Origin of the sequence: Arthrobacter sp. NPDC058192, assembly GCF_042883665.1 — a bacterium.
Lineage (GTDB): Bacteria > Actinomycetota > Actinomycetes > Actinomycetales > Micrococcaceae > Arthrobacter.
Genome location: NZ_JBHVVJ010000005.1, coordinates 155,001 through 170,567, shown reverse-complemented (window position 1 = coordinate 170,567; position 15,567 = coordinate 155,001). Strand labels below are relative to the sequence as shown.

The window sequence follows — 15,567 nt, the reverse complement described above, 5'->3', positions numbered from 1 at the left end:
GGGCGGGCGGTCAGCGGCTGGCCGTCTGCCCGGACCTGTATTCCGCGGCGGGGTAGACGCCGAGGATCCGCACCTCGGTGGTGAAAAACTCCAGTTCCTCCAGCGCCAGGCTGAGTGGAAGATCCTCGGGATGGCCCTCGACGTCGGCCATGAACATGGTGGCGGCAAACTCGTTGCCCACCATGTAGCTTTCCAGCCGCGTCATGTTCACCCCGTTCGTGGCGAAACCTCCCAGCGCCTTGAAGAGAGCGGAGGGGACATTCCGGACCCGGAACACGAAGCTGGTGACCGCCGGTCCGGACAGGACGTCCCGGGCCGGTAGCGGCTTTTCCCGCGCAAGGACCACGAAGCGGGTGGTGTTGGAGGGGTCGTCCTCGACGGCGGAGGCGAGCACGTCCAGGCCGTAGAGCTGGGCCGCGAGCGGGGGAGCGAGGGACAGTTTGGTGGGGTCGTTCCAGTCGCGCACCTCGCGGGCGGACCCGGCGGTGTCGCCGGCGATCACGGGGCGCAGGCCTGCGGAGCGGATCAGCCGCCGGCACTGGCCCAACGCGTGGAGGTGGCTGTGGACCTCGGTGGCCGCCTCGATGGTGCTGCCCGGGATGCCCAGGAGGTCGAAATGGATGGGCAGGAAATACTCGCCCACGATCTGCAGCCTGGACTGCGGTAGCAGCACGTGGATGTCGGCCACCCTGCCGGCAATGGAGTTCTCGATCGGGATCATGGCGAGGTCGGCGGCCCCGCCGGACACCAGTTCAAAGGCGTCCTCGAAGCTGGCGCAGGGGACGCTCTCCAGCTCGGGAAACATCCGCATGCACGCAATATTGGAGTTGGCGCCGGGCTCACCCTGGTACGCAATCTTCTGGGCCATGCTCCGTATGCTTTCACGCCCAGTGCCCGCTAACCCAAGTAAGTCGCAGCAGGTCCCCTTATGAGGGCTCATGACGCCCCTGCCGCGAGTCGGTTGGGTATGACGAGTTGCTCGGGATTCAGGTGCTTGGGCGCTTCAGGTGCTTGGCGAAGTGGTCTTCGATCCGCCGCCAGCCCTCCGGGGCCGACTCCGGATCCGGTTTGATGCCCATGACGCGGAAGAGCGGGCGCAGCGCCCTGGGCCCCACTTCCGCGTCGTTGAGGAACGCGTGCCCGGCGGACTCGAACTCCTTGATGTCGTGCTCCACGCCCAGGCGGTCGAGGACGGCGGTGAGCTTGGCCGCGGCTCCCGGCAGAGTGCGGTCCCTGCCACCGAAATTTGCCAGGATCGGGCAGGCGCCGGCCAAGGCCTCATCGGGATCCTTCGGAAGCCTGCCATAGTTCACCGCCGAGGCATCGAAGCGGCCATTGGCCAGCAGCAGGGCGAAGCTGCCGCCCATGCAAAAACCGATGACACCGATCCTGCCAGTGGTCATGCCGGACTCCAGCAGCCATGCCCGCGCGGTGGCCAGATCGGTGAATGCCCGGCCCTCCCCGGCGGAGAGCGAGCGCATGGTGGAGACGAGGCACCTGCGCGCCCCGCCGTCGCTGAAGAGGTCAACGGCCAGCGTCAGGTACCCTGCCGCCGCCAGCCGGTCCGCGTGTCGGACGGTGATGCCGTCGAGGCCAAAAGCTTCGTGGATCATCAGGACCGCCGGAAAAGGCCCATCGCCCTCCGGCGTTGCCAGGTAGCCGCGCAGCACTGGCGAACCGCCGGCTGCGGCGCTGGCCTGGCTCAGGTCAAGGTTGCTGAGATCGTTGCCAGGCTCCCGGCCGGCGCCCCTGCCCTGGCCTGCACCTGTCCCTGCCATGCGGTCCCCCTTGTCGGCTGTTGGCTCATTCTTGCAGGTAGGACCCGGCGCAGGAACCGGGCGCCAATACCTGTACCAAATCCGCGCAGCAAAAAGCGGCGCCAGACATCCCCCAAGGAAAGTCGGACGCCGCCTGCCTGCGCGTGGCTAGTCTTTCTTGAAGGTGTCCTTGACGTCTTCGCCAACCTTCTTCGCATCGGCCACAACCTGGTCCTTCTGCCCCTCGGCCCGAAGCCGGTCGTTGTCCGTGGCGTTTCCAGCAGCTTCCTTGGCCTTGCCGCCCAGGTTCTCTGCTTCGTTCTGAATCTTGTCGCCGATACCCATGGTGTGATCCACCTTTCGTTTCCGGTTGAAATTCAACGTTCAATCACCATAACACAAAGCATGCTTACTAATTCAAGCGGCAAGAGTGCAGGCCGTGTCGGCCGCAATGTTCCCGGGGCCTCCCGGCCCCGCGCGAAGCGTGCCGGTGAAATCTGCCGGATCCACGGGCTAGGCTCGAAGCCATGGCACACAAGACCGCGAAGATTACCGCCCCGCGCCTCGCGCCGGTCCGGCCGGGGGAGCTGCGCGACGATCCCGCCCCGGATTTCCGGCGGGGTGAACGGTACGACGGCGTCCGGTACAGCCGCGCGTCGGCTGACGGGCTGGACCTTGGCGGCGCAGTCTTCGCCGAGTGCGAATTCGCCGGCGCGTCCTTCAATGAAACCCAGCTGCGCGGCGCCACCTTCCGCGACTGCCTCCTGACGGAGGTCTACGCCCCCGTGCTGACCGCCGCCCGGTCCAGCCTGCGGGACGTGGAGATCGGCAACCCCCGCTGGGGATCGGCGGAACTCTATGAAAGCGGCTGGCAATCCGTGCGGATCGACGGCGGCAAGCTGGACTACGTGAACCTGCGCGGAGCCAAGCTCACCGACGTGCAGATCAGCGACTGCATCATCAACGAACTGGACCTGGGCTCCTGCACCGCCACCCGGGTCGCACTCGAGAACTGCACCATCGGAACCCTGGACTTCAGCGGCGCCCGGCTCAAGGACTTCGACCTCCGGAGCACCGACTTCCGCACGATCAGTGGCTTGGGGCACTTGGCCGGCCTCGTGATCGACGACTACCAGCTCACCCTGCTTGCCCCGCTGCTCGCAACGCACCTCGGCGTCGTCGTCGCGTAATCCGGCGGCGGCCGGTTGACCCGGCTGTCGTGCCGTGTAATCTTTATAGAACGAACGGTCGGTAAATTAGTCTGCTGCCGGCCCCGCTTTCTCGGTGAAGGATGTTCTCATGGTCGAGGCTTTTCTTGTTGGCGGTGCCCGCACCCCGGTCGGCCGTTACGGCGGCGCCCTCTCCGCCGTCCGCCCCGATGACCTGGCCGCACTGGTGGTCCGCGAGGCCGTGGCCAGGGCCGGCGTCGATCCGGACAGCATCGACGAGGTGATCCTCGGCAACGCCAACGGTGCCGGCGAGGAGAACCGCAACGTCGCCCGCATGGCCACCCTCCTCGCGGGGCTTCCGCTCCACATCCCCGGCATCACCGTGAACCGGCTGTGTGCCTCCGGGCTTAGTGCCATCATTCTGGCCAGCCAGATGATCAAGTCCGGTGCCGCCGACGTCGTAGTCGCCGGCGGCGTCGAATCAATGAGCCGGGCGCCCTGGGTCCAGGAAAAACCGCGGACGGCCTTCGCCAAACCGGGCGAAATCTTCGACACCTCCATCGGCTGGCGGTTCGCCAACCCGCTCTTCACGAAGGGCGAACTGTCACGCGACGGCAAGATGACCTACTCCATGCCGGAGACGGCCGAAGAGGTGGGCCGGGTTGACGGGATCTCCCGCGAGGACGCGGACGCCTTCGCGGTCCGCTCCCATGAACGTGCCCTGGCAGCCATCGACGCCGGCCGCTTCGCCGACGAGATCGTTCCCGTGACCGTCAAATCCCGCAAGGGCGAGACTGTGGTGGACACCGACGAAGGCCCCCGCGCCGGGACCACCATGGACGTGCTCGCCGGGCTCCGCCCCGTCGTCGCGGGGGGCTCGGTTGTGACCGCTGGTAACTCCTCCACCCTCAACGACGGCGCTTCCGCCATCATCGTCGCCTCGGAGGCCGCGATCCAGAGGCTTGGACTGACGCCGCGCGCCCGCATCATCGACGGCGCCTCGGCCGGCTGCGAGCCTGAGATCATGGGCATCGGCCCGGTCCCGGCCACGCAGAAGGTCCTCAAGCGCAGCGGCCTGAGCGTCGGTGACCTGGGCGCCGTCGAACTCAACGAAGCGTTCGCGACTCAGTCGCTGGCCAGCATGCGGCGCCTCGGCCTGGACCCCGAGCTTGTCAACCGCGACGGCGGCGCTATCTCCCTGGGCCATCCGCTCGGCTCGTCCGGATCGCGGATCGCCATCACTTTGCTGGGCCGGATGGAACGCGAAGACGCCAGGATCGGCCTCGCGACCATGTGCATCGGCGTCGGCCAAGGCACCGCCATGCTGCTGGAGCGCGTGTAGTGGGGGCGCAGGAAACGGCCCTCGACGCCGCCGGGTTCGCCACGCTTCTCGTCGAGGAACGTGAGGACCGGATGGTCGTGCGGCTCAACCGGCCCGACGTGCGGAACGCGATCGACCAGCAGATGGTCGACGAGCTCCACGCCGTGTGCGCCCACCTCGAACAGCAGCCCAAGGTCCTCATCATCGCCGGCACCGACGGGATCTTCGCCTCCGGCGCGGACATCGGCCAGCTGCGCGAACGCCGCCGGGACGATGCCCTGCAGGGCATCAACTCCACCATCTTCGTCCGGATCGCCAAGCTGCCCCTGCCCGTGATCGCGGCACTGGACGGCTTCTGCCTGGGCGGCGGCGCCGAACTCGCATACGCGGCCGACTTCCGCATCGGCACCCCGTCCGTCCGGATCGGGAACCCGGAAACCGGCCTCGGAATCCTGGCTGCGGCCGGAGCCAGCTGGCGCCTCAAGGAACTCGTGGGGGAGCCCGTCGCCAAGGAAATACTCCTGGCCGGCGCCGTGCTGCGCGCTGACCGGGCCCTCGCCGTCAACCTCATCACCGAAATCCACGACCCGTCCGAGCTCATGGACGCCGCGCACCGGCTCGCCGACCGGATCGCCGCCCAGGACCCGCTCGCCCTGCGGATCACCAAATCCGTGTTTCACGCCCCGGCCGAGGCGCATCCGCTCATCGACCAGCTCGCGCAGGGGATCCTCTTTGAATCCCAGGCCAAGTTCGACCGCATGCAGGCCTTCCTGGACAAGAAATCCAGCAAGAAGTCCGCCCAAGAATCCGGGAAGAAGTAGACATGAGCAACTCCGAACTCCCGACAGAGGTTCCAGGCAGCGGTCTTCCCCACTCCGTGGGGGTTCTCGGCGGCGGACGCATGGGCGCCGGGATCGCGCACGCCTTCCTGGTCAAGGGCGCCGACGTCCTGGTCGTGGAACGCGACGAGGCTTCGGCCGAGGCCGCCCGCGAGCGGGTCGAATCCGCAGCTGCCAAGAGCATTGAGCGCGGGGCCGTGGACGGGAACCTCGACGAAATGGTCTCCCGGCTCGCCGTCACCGTGGACTACGACGACTTCGCCGGCCGGCAGCTGGTGGTCGAAGCCGTACCGGAGGACTGGGACCTGAAGGTCACCGCCCTGCGCGGCATCGAGGAGCGGCTCGGCGAGGACGCCTGCCTCGCCTCCAACACGTCGTCGCTGTCAGTCAACGGCCTGGCCCGTGAGCTGAAGCGGCCGCAGAACTTCCTGGGCCTGCACTTCTTCAATCCGGTGCCCGCGTCGACGCTGATCGAGGTGGTCCTCGGCGAGCAGACGTCCGATGCCCTGGCCCGGGCCGCCCGCGGCTGGGTCGAGTCCCTCGGCAAGACCGCCGTCGTGGTCAACGACGCTCCAGGCTTTGCCTCCTCCCGACTTGGCGTCGCGATCGCCCTCGAAGCGATGCGCATGGTGGAGGAGGGGGTGGCCACCGCCGAAGACATCGACAACGCCATGGTCCTGGGCTACAAGCACCCCACCGGACCGCTGCGGACCACCGACATCGTGGGCCTGGATGTGCGCCTCGGCATCGCGGAATACCTGCAGTCCGCCCTGGGCGAGCGCTTCGCCCCGCCGCAGATCCTCCGCGACAAGGTGGCCCGCGGTGAACTGGGCCGCAAGTCCGGCAAGGGCTTCTTCGACTGGACCGCCTGACCAGCCCGCCTCAGATCTTCCGGCCGGACTGGCTGGGCCCGGCCCCTAGGATGGTGCGGTGACGTCCATCGAAACCGGCATCGTTCCGGTCACCCTCAGGGGCAAGCTGGTCATCCTCGAGCCGCTGAGCCGTGCCCATCACGACGGCCTCGTGGAGGCGGTGCGCGACGGTGAGCTCTGGAAGCTCTGGTACACCGCGGTGCCCGCCCCCGAGCAGATGGCGGCCGAAATTGACCGGCGTCTGGCGCTGCAGGAGCGCGGGTCCATGCTTGCGTTCACCACCCGGCTGATCGACCCGGCCACGGGCGGTCCCGGGAAAGTGATCGGGATGACGACGTTCATGAATATCGACGCCGCCACGCCCCGGGTGGAGATCGGGTCCACCTGGAACGCCGTCTCCACGCACGGCAGCGGCACCAACCCCGACTCCAAGCTCCTGCTGCTGCGCCACGCGTTCGAGACCCTCGGCTGCCCCGCCGTCGAATTCCGAACGCACTGGCTCAACCACCAGTCCCGTGACGCGATCTCACGCCTGGGCGCCAAGCAGGACGGGGTGCTGCGCAGCCACGCCCGCACGGCCGACGGCGTCCTCAGGGACACCGTCGTGTTTTCCATCCTCGAACACGAATGGCCCATGGTCCGCAACGGCCTGGAGGCCCGGCTGGCGAATCGGTAGTCTGCCGCCGCGGCTACGGTATACGCGCCGCTTTCAGGGCCTCGGCATAGCCGCCCGAGTACCCGGCCGCCGTGGGATGAAAGGCGTCCGCCGCGCTCGGGCTGCAGTTGACGGCCTGGTTGCACAGGCCCGCCGGTGCCACAATCCAGGGATCCGCGGAACCGATTCCGTGCCCGGCGAACCGCTCCGTGACACCCACGAACCCCACCCCGTTCGTCAGGGCTGAGAGGGCAATGGTCGCGTTGAGCAGGTCGGCGGCGGTGTTCATGGACTTCGCAGTAAGGGCCTGCTGCGCGGTGAGCGCGGCACTGACGGTGAAGAGCCGGGGATAGCCGGTCAGCACGATTCTGGCGTCGGGTGCCACAGATTTGAGGGTCGACACCATGTCCTTGATCTTGCCTGGCAGTTGGCGGAGCTTCACCGCCAAGGTGTTGTACAAGGCTGAACTGCAGTCTGCGGCAGCCGGGACCGTGCAGGCGACCGCCACCCGGCCGGTATCGACGTCGTTGCCGCCGACAGTGACGGTCACCACCGAGGCAGTGGCCAATGCCGGCGCGTACAGCTTGGCGACGGCTGTCACGTCTGTCGTCGTGGCGCCAAAGCAACCCAGGTTGAGGGCGGCGCCGCGGACCGTTGGATAAGCGGCTGCTGTCTGCAGGCATTGCTGCGGGAGGTGGGGCGGCGGACCGACATACTGGCCTCCGCCGGTGCCCGCGGCATATGAGTCGCCCAGGGCAATGTAGACCGGGCCGGGCGCTGCGGAGGCAGGGGCGGCCGTGAACCCGGCGATGAGGGCAATGGCGGCCAGGCTGCCAGCCAGGCGCCCGGACCGGCGGCGGAAGATCAAGTTGTTGCTCATGGCGGAGCCCCCTGGCTGGTCGGTTGTCGCTGCGGAGATCGGGCTTTGCAACAGCGGGCAAACTTGGGGCAACCGTACTCGGGGCCCGCCCGACGCACCACGGTGCCTCCTACCCGTTTTTCGGAGCGGCCTTCGGGTGGGCTACCCCACGACGGCTGCAGACTACGCGGGCAGTGTGGTTAGCTGGCGGAGTGGAAGACTCTGGGAGGGCCGCTGACTGGGACGGCGCGGTCAATGCCTGGCACGTCGCCGGTGATGTGTACCGGATGGGACGCCGGGAATGGCTGACCGAGGCCGGCTGGCGCCAGGCTTACGACGCCGGCATCCGGACCGTCGTGGATCTCCGCAACGACTCCGAGATCCGGCGCCGGGAGACCGATCCGCCGGTGAGGTCGGCCGCGCTGGCTGGCTTCGACGTCGTACTGGCCCCTACCGAAGACCCCGCCAACACCGAGTTCCGCGAGCTGTGCGTGCCGTATCTCAACCATCCGGCCGCCTATGCCGACAACGCCAGACTGTTCCCTGACCTGCTGGCCGGCGTCTTCAAGGCACTGGCTGCTGCGCGGGGCGGCGTGGTCATCCACTGCTCCGCGGGACGCGACCGCAGCGGCATGATTGCCGCCATGGTCCAAGACCTCGCCGGGCACAGCGACGAGGCGATCGTGCAGGCGTACCAGCATTCCATGCGGGGCATCAACGATCACCACCGGGGCGCGGCCGTCCCGCATCCGCATGAGCGCTATCTGCCCGACGACGTCCTGACCCCGCTGCTGGAAGAGCGCGGCGCCAGCCTGCTGCAGTTCGTCCGGTCCCTGAACACCGTGGACTTCTTGCGCCGCCACGGGGTCACGGGCCGGGAGTTTACGGCCATCCTGGCCAAGGTGGGCAGATAGGGTAGCGGAGTGCAGACTCCGAAGTTCCAGCCGATGGTGCGGACCGCCGCTGCCCTCGCCCTCGCGCTCGCCGGTTCCTTCTCCGCCGTCCCGGCGTTGGCCGAATCCGGCACAGGCACGCCGACGCCGGCCCCTTCGTACGCGGTCCCTACGCCGTCGGCCGAGCCGACGGCGCAGGTCGCCGCGCCGTCCGCCGACTTCCTGGGGACGTCCCCGGCACCCGGCGCAACGCCCAGCGGCGACGGCCTGGCCGAGGCGGTGCAGCGGGACCTCGGCATGACCATGACGGAATTCGACGCCGCCGGTGCGCTGGCGACGCAGGCCGCCGGCGCTGTGCCGTCCCTGCGCGGGCTTCCCGGCTACGTGGGGATGCGGCTGGACGGGGGCACGATCGTCGTTGAAGGCAGCGGCGCCCGACTCCAGGCGCGCGTGGACGAACTGAACCGGACGGACGAAAAGGGGGCGGACGAAAAGAACCAGGCAAGGCTGAAAGCCGGTACCGCCGCCTTCGTGCTTGCCGCCCCAGCCGTGGCGGCCCCTTCGGCCACGGCCCCTGCAGGCACGGCCCCTGCAGGCACGGCACCCTCCGCAGAGCTCCTGGCCTCTAGCGCCCAGCAACTGTTTGAGGCCTACGTGCGAGACGTCGGCGCCGCCGGACTGCAGGCAGTAACCTACGCCAACGGCCACTTCACCATCCGCACGGGCGGCACCACCACAGCCCAATCCGATCCCTCCCAATCCGATCCAGCCCGATCCGTTTCAGGCTCCGGTCCCGCGTCGGGGGAGCTGGGCGCAGCGGCGGCGGGTATGCCGGGCGCCAAGCCAAAGATGTCCCCGGCGGACTTCGTGGCCCGCTACGCCAACGTAGTCCTGGAGCAAGGAGCGCGGATCACCACGGAACAGGATCTCTTTGGCGGCGAGGGGTACATCACTGAGGGCCCCGACGGCCGGGCTCTCTGCTCGGCCGGGTTCGGCGCCTTCAGCCCCGCGGGCGAGCCACTGGTCCTAACGGCGGGACACTGTGCCGATGACGGCGCCGTCACTCAAACGGAGGTCGAAGCGCTGGCAAGTGCGGCAGCGGCTAAGGGGACCAATTCGGGCGCGACCGCCGGAGCATTGGGGACATTCGGGTTCAGCCAGTTTGGCGGCGCCGGCAATTCGAAGGTTGCGCCGGACGGGACCAACGTGGGCACGGACATTGCCGTCCTCCAGGGCATCAGAAGCGGCCTGGACCTACAGCCAGCCGTTACCCGCTGGGACCTGCCCGCCGATCCAGGGCCGACGTCCGTGAAGATTGTGGGAACGGTAGCGCCCTTCCAGGGCCAGCCCGTGTGCCGGTCCGGCCGGACCACCGGGTGGAGATGCGGCACGGTGGATTCGGTCGGCATCTGGGCCATCCCCGGGCCAAATTCCGTGCCGCCGAATTTCGACAACGACCTCCGCGCGATCCAGGCCTTCGACTCGACGTCTGTCACGTCCAGCGGCGGCGACTCGGGCGGCCCGTGGATCAGCGGCAACTTTGCGGTTGGCACGCACACCGGAGCTGAATATGAGCCGAGAGGCGAAGGCCGTGTCCAGATCCGGGCCATCGCTACGACGCTCGTGGACGCGGCCGCCCGGATTCCCGGCGGTGTCCAGTTGCAGCTGTTCCTGAACAAGCCGGAACTCACTGCGCCCGGCAACGGCACCGTGACCGCCGGTGGGCCGATCACCGGCCGTGTGGCTGCCGAGCCGGCTTCCGTGGTGGCGCCACACTCCAGGGTCCGCATCACCGTGCTGGGCAACGGTTCAGGCCAGAAGTCCGGCCAGCCGGCGGAAGTGCCCGTCGACGCGTCGGGAAACTGGTCGTTCGCCGCACCGGCTGCGGCAGGGCCTTTCAGGTTTTCGGCGGAAACCGTGAACGGGTTCAGCCGCTCCGGCGCAACCGCCATGTCCGTGCAGCTATCCCGCCTCGCGGCTCCGGTCATCACGGCTCCCGCGGAGGGCCGCAGGCTGACGACAATCCAAACGATTGAGGGCACCGGCGAGGCAGGCCGCACCGTGCGGCTCTCCGGCGACTTCACCGGGACCGGCGTGGTCGCTGCAGACGGCCGCTGGAGCATCGGGGTGTCCGGTCAGCCTGCCTTCGGAGACGTCTCAGTCACGGCCGTTCTGACCGCCCCCGGGCAGGCGGACAGCCCCTCGGTCACAAACCGGTACACCGTCCTTCCGCCGGCCCCGGCGGTGTCAAGCATCCGCGATGGCCAGCACCTGCGCCAGGACGCCCTGCCCGCTAGCATTTCCGGCACCGCCGTAGATGGTGCCGAGGTGACCGTCTCCGTGGACGGGAAGGTTATTGGATCCGCCACGGCCCGCTCCGGCGGCGCCCCGTGGAGTGTGCCATTCCCCGACGGACTTGCCGTCGGGGCACACATGCTGTCGGTGACCCAGGCCACGGACAACGTCACTTCGCCTCCGGCCGTCCTTGCCTTCACGATCGACGCCGCCCCCGCTTCCGCCGGCGCTCCGGAAGAGAGCCCGGCCCCCGGCCAGCCGACAGAGCCAAGCCAGCCGGCGGCCAACCAGCCGCCCACCAGCGTGGCGGAGGGGCCGGGGGCGCCTGGGGCGCCTAACGAGCCCTCAAACCCGCCGGCTCCCGTCCCGCCGTCGGACACCCCCGTCAAGGTCGGCGGCACGGCCCCTGGCAGAGGGGGACAGCTGGCCAGCACGGGAACTGGCGGGCTCCTGACTGCCGCCGGTCTGGGAGCCGGCGCACTTCTGCTAGGCGCGGCATTCTTGGCGTTCAGCCGGCGTCGGAAGGTCAGCTAGCCGCGGCGGGCTCCAGACCCTGGACAGCCTGACACACGGGGAACTTCCGGCGCCCCCGCAGGTCTCCCGCGACCTCGGCGGTTTGCCATCCGCCCCTACGCGAAGTCCGCCAGCCATAGGTCGGGGCCGAACACCTCGTACTGGATGTCCTTGGCCGGTACGCCGCCGGCCACGAGGGCGCTCCGGACTGCTTTCAGGAAGGGCAGCGGCCCGCAGAGGTAATATTCGGCGTCCTCGGGCAGGTCTAGCACGCTGACATCCATGAACCCCGAGTATGCGGACGGCTCTGCGCCCTCGTCGGCGTTGAGGAACCAGGTGTGCAGTGACCCGTCCGCAAGTTTCGCGAGGTCCTCGTTGACCTGCGCCCGGAGAGGGAACGAGTCAGGGCTGTCGTCGGCATGCAGGAGCATGACGCGTCGTTGGGAACCGGACTTGACCAGGTGGGACAGCATGCCGGCCATCGGCGTGATGCCGATCCCGGCGCTGGCCAGGACCAGGGGCCGGTCAGTATATTCGAGCACTACGTCGCCGAACGGTGCTGACAGCACCACCTCGTCGCCCACTTGGATATCGTCGTGGAGCAGGTTGGACATTTCCCCGTCCGGGGTCGGCAGTCCGTGCACCTTCTTCACCGCGAACGACCGGTGCAGTCCGTCGTCGGCCCTGGTCAGGCTGTACTGCCGGGGCTGGTGCACGCCGTCGCGCATGCGCATTTTGATGGTCACGTACTGCCCCGGGAGGGATGGCTTGACCTCGCGTTCGTCGGTCCGTTCAACAATGAACGTCACGACGTCGGCCGTCTCCTGGATCCGCTGGGCCACCCGCCACGTCCGCCAGATCGTTTCGGGGGCCAAGTGCACGGCGTTGTAGAGCCCGCGCTCCTTGTTGATGAGCAGGTTTGCCATCAGCCAGTAGACCTCGTCCCAGGCGGCGGCGACGTCGGGCGTGACAGCGTCCCCGAGCACGTCCACGATGGCCCACATCAAGTGGTCGTGGACAACCTGGTACTGGTCCGGAGCAAGCCCCAGCGAGACGTGTTTGTGAGCCACGCGCGAGAGGAGGTGGTCCGGGAGCTGGTCAGGTTTGTCCACCAACATCCCGGCGAACGCAGCGATGGATCCTGCCAAAGCCTGCTGCTGACGGCCATCGGCCTGGTTGCCCCGGTTGAATAGTCCGTCCAGCAGGTCCGGCCGCGCCTCGAACATGTGCTTGTAGAAGCGTTTGGCGATCTCCTCGATGTGCTCACCCACTACGGGCAGCGTGGCCTTGATGACGGGGAGAGAGGTGTCCGAGAGCATGGTGGTTCCCTTCCGGCGACAGGATGATGCGGGGGCATTGGGCGAGACTCAATGGCGCTTCCAATCTACCGTCGGCAACGGTCCTGCCTATCGGGTCTATTGGCCCTACCCGCGCCCCCGTCGGGATGGGCCAAGAGGTGGGGGGTGGGCGCTCTTTCGATGCGCGCCCGTTACCGGTGCCCCCGTTACCGGTGCCCCCGTTACCGGTGCCCCCGTTACCGGTGCCCCCGTTACCGGTGCCCCCGTTACCGGTGCCCCCGTTACGCCTTGCGGTCCAGCAGCAGGTTGGTGATCCGCAGCGTGCAAAGCCGCTGGCCGGCCTCGTTGGTGATCAGCACCTCGTGGGTGGTCAGGGTGCTGCCCAGATGGATCGGCGTTGCCGTGATGGTGATGGTCCCCTCCCGCGCCGACCTGTGATGCGTGGCTGAGACATCCACGCCCACGGCAGTCTTGCCGAGTGTGCTGGCATGGATCACGGCCGCCCAGGACCCCACGGCCTCGCCCACCGCCAGCGAGGCGCCGCCGTGGAGGAGCCCGAACGACTGCCGGTTGCCCTCCACCGGCATGGTCGCCACCACCCGGTCCACGGACTCCTCGACGATCTTCACGCCCATCTTCTCGTCGAGCTCGCCGAGGGTGATCTTCCACAACTCGGTGCTGCCGGCCTCGGGCGTCATAACATCTCCTTTATCGTCGGCGGGCCGGCGGCTAGTGTGCGGCCGGCCTCCTTCATGTACTGTAGATCATATTACCGAACGGACGGTCAGTAATGTTCCGGCCCCGTTGATCTTGCCCCCGTTGGAAGGACCCGTCAACGATGACCACCACAGCCGCACCAACCCTCGACACCGTAGAGATCGTTCCCAGCTTCATCCGGGGTTCCTGGTGGACTCCCGACGCTGACGCCGGTGCGGCGCCGGTCCTGGATGCCAGCACCGGCGAACTCCTGGCCAAGGTGAGCACCGAGGGACTGGACCTTGCCGCCGTCGTGGATTACGGCCGCACTACCGGCCAGACGGAACTTGGCACGCTGACCTTTCACCAGCGGGCACTTAAGCTCAAGGAGCTGGCGCAGTACCTCAACGGCCGGCGCGAGGAGTTTTACGAGGTCTCGGCACAAAGCGGCGCCACCAAGATCGACTCGATGATCGACATCGACGGCGGCATCGGTGTCCTGTTCACCTTCGGCTCCAAGGGCCGCCGGGAACTGCCCAACGCCCAGGTGGTGGTGGATGGCCCCATGGAGGTGCTGTCCCGGGACGGGTCGTTCGCCGGCGAGCACATCTACACCCGCATTCCTGGCGTGGCCGTGCAGATCAACGCCTTCAACTTCCCGGTCTGGGGCATGCTGGAGAAGCTCGCCCCGGCCTTCCTCGCCGGCGTGCCCACCATCGTCAAACCGGCCACCCCCACCGGCTACGTGGCCGCCGCCGTGGTCAAGGCGATCGACGAATCCGGCATCCTGCCCAAGGGTTCGCTGCAGCTGATCTCCGGCTCCGTCCGCACCCTGCTGGACCACCTGGACTACCGCGACCTCGTCGCCTTCACGGGCTCGGCCTCCACGGCCAACACGCTCAAGTCCCACCCCAACGTGGTTCGCGGCGGCATCCGCTTCACGTCCGAGACCGACTCGCTCAACGCGGCGATACTGGGCCCGGACGCCGTCAAAGGCACCCCGGAATTTGACGCCTTCATCAAGTCACTCGTCACCGAGATGACGGCCAAGGCTGGACAAAAATGCACCTCGATCCGCCGCGCGATCGTCCCGCAGGAGCTCGTTGCCGACGTCGTAGCCGCCGTGGGGGATCGCATCCGCGAACGGGTCGTGCTCGGTGACCCCCGCGCGGAGGGCGTCACGATGGGCGCCCTGGCCTCCCTCGAACAGCTCGCCGACGTGCGCGCCGCCGTCCAGTCCATGCTCGACGCCGGCGGCGAGCTCGCCTACGGCACCCTGGATTCGCCGAAGGTCACCAGCGCCGACGGAAGCATCGGCGTCGTCGACGGCGGTGCCTTCATGTCCCCGGTCCTGCTGAGCTGGGCCGACCCGGAGGCCGAGGAGGTCCACTCGCTTGAGGCCTTCGGCCCGGTGTCATCGGTGCTCGGCTACACGGACCTGGCCGACGCCGTCCGGCTCGCCGCCCGCGGCGGCGGCTCGCTCGTCGCGTCGGTCTGCACCAATGATCCCGCCGTGGCGCAGCAGCTGGTCACCGGGATCGCGGCGCACCATGGCCGCGTGCTCATGCTCAACCGCGAGGACGCCCGCAGCTCCACGGGCCACGGCTCGCCGGTCCCGCACCTGGTCCACGGCGGGCCCGGGCGCGCCGGCGGCGGCGAAGAACTCGGCGGCATCCGCTCGGTGATGCACCACATGCAGCGCACCGCCATCCAGGGCTCGCCCAACATGCTGACCGCCGTCACGGGAGTCTGGCACACCGGCGCAGACCGCAACTTCACGCTGGAGACCGAGGGCCAGCACCCGTTCCGGAAGTCCCTGGCCACGCTGCGCATCGGTGATGCCATCCGCTCTGGCCTCCGCGAGGTCAGCCTGGATGAAATCACCAAGTTCGCGAACTCCACGGGCGACACCTTCTACGCCCACACGAACCCGGAGGCCGCCGCGGCCAACCCGTTCTTCCCCGGCATCGTGGCGCACGGGTACCTGCTCCTGGCCTGGGGCGCCGGTTTGTTCGTCGAGCCCGCACCGGGCCCGGTCCTGGCCAACTACGGCCTGGAGAACCTGCGCTTCATCACCCCCGTGGCCGCCGGCGACTCCATCCGGGTCACGCTGACGGCCAAGAAGATCACCCCGCGCGAAACCGACGAATACGGCGAGGTGGCCTGGGACGCCGTCCTGACCAACCAGAACGACGAAATCGTGGCCACGTACGACGTCCTGACCCTCGTCGAAAAGTAACCCCTGCCGACGCTCCCTCACGTCCGGCGGGTCTGGGGCCGACGCTCCCTCACGTCCGGCGGGTCTGGGGCAGGCGCTCCCTCATGCCGTGAGGGAGCGTTCGCTGTTGGGGCGCCGGATCTGCGGGAGCGTCGGGGTTCGGGGCGCAACCGGCAGGCTCT

14 protein-coding genes are annotated in these 15,567 nt (G+C 68.3%); 8 read left to right on the top strand and 6 right to left on the bottom strand.

Going from position 1 to position 15,567, the window contains the following annotated elements:
- Positions 1-10: 10 nt before the first annotated feature.
- The 3 genes from ACFVVK_RS07210 to ACFVVK_RS07200 form a co-directional block, all read right to left on the bottom strand.
- Positions 11-868: a prephenate dehydratase gene (locus tag ACFVVK_RS07210; protein ID WP_390265428.1), complete on the bottom strand. Its 858-nt coding sequence runs from the start codon at positions 866-868 to the stop codon at positions 11-13.
- 118 nt (positions 869-986) lie between these two features.
- Positions 987-1,778, bottom strand: a complete 792-nt coding sequence (locus ACFVVK_RS07205; protein ID WP_390265425.1) for a dienelactone hydrolase family protein — start codon at positions 1,776-1,778, stop codon at positions 987-989.
- A gap of 147 nt (positions 1,779-1,925) precedes the next feature.
- Positions 1,926-2,102 (bottom strand): CsbD family protein, encoded by a 177-nt coding sequence (locus ACFVVK_RS07200; protein ID WP_090951487.1) that lies wholly within the window; start codon positions 2,100-2,102, stop codon positions 1,926-1,928.
- A gap of 182 nt (positions 2,103-2,284) precedes the next feature.
- On the opposite strand from ACFVVK_RS07200, the gene ACFVVK_RS07195 reads away from it, so the two are divergent.
- The 5 genes from ACFVVK_RS07195 to ACFVVK_RS07175 all read left to right on the top strand — a co-directional run bounded on the left by ACFVVK_RS07195 (position 2,285) and on the right by ACFVVK_RS07175 (position 6,634).
- Positions 2,285-2,947, top strand: a complete 663-nt coding sequence (locus tag ACFVVK_RS07195) for a pentapeptide repeat-containing protein (protein WP_390265422.1) — start codon at positions 2,285-2,287, stop codon at positions 2,945-2,947.
- Between the two features lie 109 nt (positions 2,948-3,056).
- The gene (locus ACFVVK_RS07190) at positions 3,057-4,268 is read left to right on the top strand and encodes a thiolase family protein (RefSeq protein WP_390265419.1); all 1,212 of its coding nucleotides are present in this window, start codon (positions 3,057-3,059) and stop codon (positions 4,266-4,268) included.
- Between the two features lie 71 nt (positions 4,269-4,339).
- Positions 4,340-5,068, top strand: coding sequence for an enoyl-CoA hydratase/isomerase family protein (locus ACFVVK_RS07185; RefSeq protein ID WP_390265623.1), 729 nt, complete (start codon positions 4,340-4,342; stop codon positions 5,066-5,068).
- 2 nt (positions 5,069-5,070) lie between these two features.
- Positions 5,071-5,958 (top strand): 3-hydroxyacyl-CoA dehydrogenase family protein, encoded by an 888-nt coding sequence (locus tag ACFVVK_RS07180; RefSeq protein ID WP_390265417.1) that lies wholly within the window; start codon positions 5,071-5,073, stop codon positions 5,956-5,958.
- A gap of 58 nt (positions 5,959-6,016) precedes the next feature.
- Entirely contained in the window at positions 6,017-6,634 is a 618-nt protein-coding gene (locus tag ACFVVK_RS07175; RefSeq protein WP_390265414.1) for a GNAT family N-acetyltransferase, read from the top strand.
- Between the two features lie 13 nt (positions 6,635-6,647).
- Here ACFVVK_RS07175 and ACFVVK_RS07170 read toward each other — a convergent pair whose 3' ends face one another.
- Entirely contained in the window at positions 6,648-7,493 is an 846-nt protein-coding gene (locus ACFVVK_RS07170) for an SGNH/GDSL hydrolase family protein (protein WP_390265411.1), read from the bottom strand.
- A 191-nt stretch (positions 7,494-7,684) separates the two neighbouring features.
- Between ACFVVK_RS07170 and ACFVVK_RS07165 the strand changes: the two genes are divergently transcribed.
- Together ACFVVK_RS07165 and ACFVVK_RS07160 are read left to right on the top strand one after the other, a co-directional pair.
- Complete coding sequence (locus tag ACFVVK_RS07165; protein ID WP_390265408.1) at positions 7,685-8,386, top strand: tyrosine-protein phosphatase; 702 nt, start codon at positions 7,685-7,687, stop codon at positions 8,384-8,386.
- Positions 8,387-8,395: 9 nt separating this feature from the next.
- Positions 8,396-11,194 (top strand): trypsin-like serine protease, encoded by a 2,799-nt coding sequence (locus tag ACFVVK_RS07160; protein ID WP_390265405.1) that lies wholly within the window; start codon positions 8,396-8,398, stop codon positions 11,192-11,194.
- 95 nt (positions 11,195-11,289) lie between these two features.
- On the opposite strand, the gene ACFVVK_RS07155 is transcribed toward ACFVVK_RS07160, so the two are convergent.
- Both ACFVVK_RS07155 and ACFVVK_RS07150 read right to left on the bottom strand, forming a co-directional pair.
- Positions 11,290-12,492, bottom strand: coding sequence for a globin domain-containing protein (locus tag ACFVVK_RS07155; RefSeq protein WP_390265403.1), 1,203 nt, complete (start codon positions 12,490-12,492; stop codon positions 11,290-11,292).
- Between the two features lie 260 nt (positions 12,493-12,752).
- Positions 12,753-13,169 (bottom strand): PaaI family thioesterase, encoded by a 417-nt coding sequence (locus ACFVVK_RS07150; protein WP_390265400.1) that lies wholly within the window; start codon positions 13,167-13,169, stop codon positions 12,753-12,755.
- Between the two features lie 140 nt (positions 13,170-13,309).
- Here ACFVVK_RS07150 and paaZ point away from each other — a divergent pair, with 140 nt between their 5' ends.
- Positions 13,310-15,406: a phenylacetic acid degradation bifunctional protein PaaZ gene (paaZ, locus tag ACFVVK_RS07145; protein ID WP_390265397.1), complete on the top strand. Its 2,097-nt coding sequence runs from the start codon at positions 13,310-13,312 to the stop codon at positions 15,404-15,406.
- Positions 15,407-15,567 lie beyond the last annotated feature (161 nt).

Excerpts from the sequence above, each read along its gene's own strand:
- ACFVVK_RS07150 (WP_390265400.1), bottom strand. The coding sequence starts at position 13,169 with ATGACGCCCGAGGCCGGCAGCACCGAGTTGTGGAAGATCACCCTCGGC.
- ACFVVK_RS07170 (WP_390265411.1), bottom strand. The coding sequence starts at position 7,493 with ATGAGCAACAACTTGATCTTCCGCCGCCGGTCCGGGCGCCTGGCTGGC.
- paaZ (WP_390265397.1), top strand. The coding sequence starts at position 13,310 with ATGACCACCACAGCCGCACCAACCCTCGACACCGTAGAGATCGTTCCC.
- ACFVVK_RS07180 (WP_390265417.1), top strand. The coding sequence starts at position 5,071 with ATGAGCAACTCCGAACTCCCGACAGAGGTTCCAGGCAGCGGTCTTCCC.
- ACFVVK_RS07205 (WP_390265425.1), bottom strand. The coding sequence starts at position 1,778 with ATGGCAGGGACAGGTGCAGGCCAGGGCAGGGGCGCCGGCCGGGAGCCT.
- ACFVVK_RS07155 (WP_390265403.1), bottom strand. The coding sequence starts at position 12,492 with ATGCTCTCGGACACCTCTCTCCCCGTCATCAAGGCCACGCTGCCCGTA.
- ACFVVK_RS07200 (WP_090951487.1), bottom strand. The coding sequence starts at position 2,102 with ATGGGTATCGGCGACAAGATTCAGAACGAAGCAGAGAACCTGGGCGGC.
- ACFVVK_RS07190 (WP_390265419.1), top strand. The coding sequence starts at position 3,057 with ATGGTCGAGGCTTTTCTTGTTGGCGGTGCCCGCACCCCGGTCGGCCGT.
- ACFVVK_RS07195 (WP_390265422.1), top strand. The coding sequence starts at position 2,285 with ATGGCACACAAGACCGCGAAGATTACCGCCCCGCGCCTCGCGCCGGTC.
- ACFVVK_RS07210 (WP_390265428.1), bottom strand. The coding sequence starts at position 868 with ATGGCCCAGAAGATTGCGTACCAGGGTGAGCCCGGCGCCAACTCCAAT.
- ACFVVK_RS07185 (WP_390265623.1), top strand. The coding sequence starts at position 4,340 with ATGGTCGTGCGGCTCAACCGGCCCGACGTGCGGAACGCGATCGACCAG.